Annotated in this window: 4 protein-coding genes; 3 read left to right on the top strand and 1 reads right to left on the bottom strand. The window is 71.1% G+C overall.

The window, feature by feature from the left end:
• Positions 1-196 precede the first annotated feature (196 nt).
• A complete protein-coding gene (locus AOJ26_RS18000) occupies positions 197-622 on the top strand; it encodes an SRPBCC family protein (protein WP_053849332.1) in 426 nt (141 codons plus the stop codon).
• A 58-nt stretch (positions 623-680) separates the two neighbouring features.
• On the top strand, positions 681-1,208 hold the full coding sequence (locus AOJ26_RS18005; protein ID WP_053849333.1) for a hypothetical protein: 528 nt from the start codon (positions 681-683) through the stop codon (positions 1,206-1,208).
• 100 nt (positions 1,209-1,308) lie between these two features.
• Here the strand turns inward: AOJ26_RS18005 and AOJ26_RS18010 are convergent, their stop codons facing one another.
• Positions 1,309-1,686 (bottom strand): winged helix-turn-helix transcriptional regulator, encoded by a 378-nt coding sequence (locus tag AOJ26_RS18010; RefSeq protein WP_053849334.1) that lies wholly within the window; start codon positions 1,684-1,686, stop codon positions 1,309-1,311.
• Between the two features lie 81 nt (positions 1,687-1,767).
• Between AOJ26_RS18010 and AOJ26_RS18015 the strand changes: the two genes are divergently transcribed.
• Positions 1,768-2,303 (top strand): NADPH-dependent F420 reductase (locus AOJ26_RS18015; protein WP_053849335.1); only part of this gene is annotated, 536 nt, incomplete at its 3' end.

Here is a 2,303-nt window from a genome sequence, read left to right on the forward strand (position 1 = left end):
GGGCGGGGGGCTGCGGCGGGTTCTGGACCGCGGGTGCGTGGGGGGCTGGTCGCGCAGTTCCCCGCGCCCCTGGGGGGTGTGGCCGCCGGACCGGCGTGCTGTCCCTCCGGCCGTGTGTGCCGTCCCGGCGGGGGTATCCGCTTCGCACCCCTAACCGCCGGGCCGGTTCCCGGCTGATCGGAAGGAGAGGTGCCGCATGTCCGCGTCCCTCGTGGAAACGGTCGATCTCAAGGCTCCCGTCGCTGTCGCCTGGGCGCTGTGGAGCGATGTGACCCGGTGGCCGACCTTTCTGAGCCACGTACGCCTGGTGGAGCGCATGGACGAGCGCCGCTTCGCCTGGCAGCTGCAACTGCCCGGCGCCGACAAGAACTTCGTCGCCGAACTCACCGAGGTCGTCCCGGAGGACCGCATCGCCTGGCGCACGGTGGAGGGGGTGCACCACGCGGGCGTGGTCACCTTCCACCGGCTCAGTGACACCACGAGCCGGGTGACCCTTCAGATCGAGTACGACCCGAAGGGCTTCGTCGAGCACATCGGCGCACTGACCAACCTCGACTCGGCGCTTGCCAACTACGACCTCGGCGAGTTCCAGAAGCTGGCCGAGACGGCGGCGGCGACCTGACACCGCACTCCGCCGAGAATGTTTTGAACATGTTCAATTCCAGGCGTACGCTGCTGCCATGAGCGACAGAGCCGCCCAACTCAGGGGCATCCGCGCATGGCTGGCCTTGTTCGTCGTCTGCCTGGTGCTCAGCGGAGCCACGGCCTTCCCGCTGGTCCACGAACTGCGCTGGGCCGAGGACGTGCTGGGGCACCTCCCCGCGCCGGACGCGCTCATGGACTGGATCACGCGCGTCCGGCGCGGGCTCGACACCGCCGACTCCGACCACCCCTTCCTCCTCTACGGCACGGACTGGCTGGCCTTCGCCCACCTGGTCATCGCGGTCGCCTTCTACGGCCCCTACCGCGATCCGGTCCGCAACATCTGGGTCGTGGAGTTCGGGATGATCGCCTGCGCCGGGATCATCCCGCTCGCCCTGATCTGCGGACCGATCCGGGGCATCCCGGTCTGGTGGAGTGTGATCGACATGGCGTTCGGGGTCTTCGGAGTGCTCCCGCTGTACGTCGTGCGGCGGAGGATCAAGCGGCTGGAGGCGCTCGCCCCGTACGACGTGGTGCCCGCCGCCCCCGCCGTGCCCGCTACTTGAGCGCCGTGATGATCCGGCCGACGACCGGGTTCGCGTCCTCGCTCTTCGCGTCGGTGGCAGCAACTGCCGTTGCCTTTAGGGGAGTTGCAGGGCAGTCCCCCTAGGGGCGGAAATGTGTTGCCGCGGAGTCGCCGTAGCGTTCCTGGGCGTCCAGCACCTCGTCGCCGTGGTCGTGCGCCCAGACGCCGAACGCCTCGATGGGGGCGAGCAACGTCCGCCCCAGGGAGGTCAGTTCGTACTCCACACGGGGCGGGGAGCCGCCGTAGGCCCGCCGGGCGACCAGGCCGTTGAACTCCAGTCGCCGCAGGGTCTCCGTCAGCACCTTCTGACTGATCCCGCCGATGCGCGCCCGCAGTTCGCCGGGGCGTGCGGGGCCGTCCTTGAGAGCCCAGATCACCACGGGACTCCAGGTGTTGGAGACCAGGTCGAAGGCGAGGCGGGTGCGGCAGTCGGCGAGGAAGGCGAGGTCGGTGGTCACGTACCGAATGGTGCCCGAGCGGCTTCCTACTGTCGTACCCGTTCCCGGGAAACGGGAGTTCGGGGCGACGGAGGAGACCTCATGCGGGTGGGAATCATCGGCCGGGGCGGTATGGCGGACGCGCTGGGCACGCAGTGGCGGCGGGCCGGGCACGAGGTGGTCACCGGTAGCCGCTCGGGCGGAATGCGCGAGGCGGCGGAGGCCGGCACGGACGCGGTGCTGCTCGCGGTGCCGTACGAGGCGGTGGTCGACGTGGTCGGCGGGCTGGCGGAGGTGCTCGCGGGGAAGGTGCTGATCGACTGCACCAACCCGGTCGGCCGCGACTTCGGACTGCTCACGGCGGGCGGGCCCGCGGCCGCCGAGCGCATCGCCTCCGCCGCCCCGTCGGCGCACGTCGTGAAGGCCTTCAACCTGTGCCACGTCGACGTCTGGCGGCTGACCCCGCCCGTCTTCGACGGCCGCCCCCTCGCGGTGCCGCTGTGCGGGGACGACGAGGGGGCCCTGAGCGTCGTACGACGACTCGTCCGCGACCTGGGGTGCGAGCCGCTGCACGCCGGGGGGCTGGACGGGGCCGGGCTCCTGGAGGCGACCGCGGCGCTGCTGATCCGGCTGTGGGT

This window comes from Streptomyces sp. NRRL B-24085 (assembly GCF_001282115.1).
GTDB lineage: Bacteria > Actinomycetota > Actinomycetes > Streptomycetales > Streptomycetaceae > Streptomyces.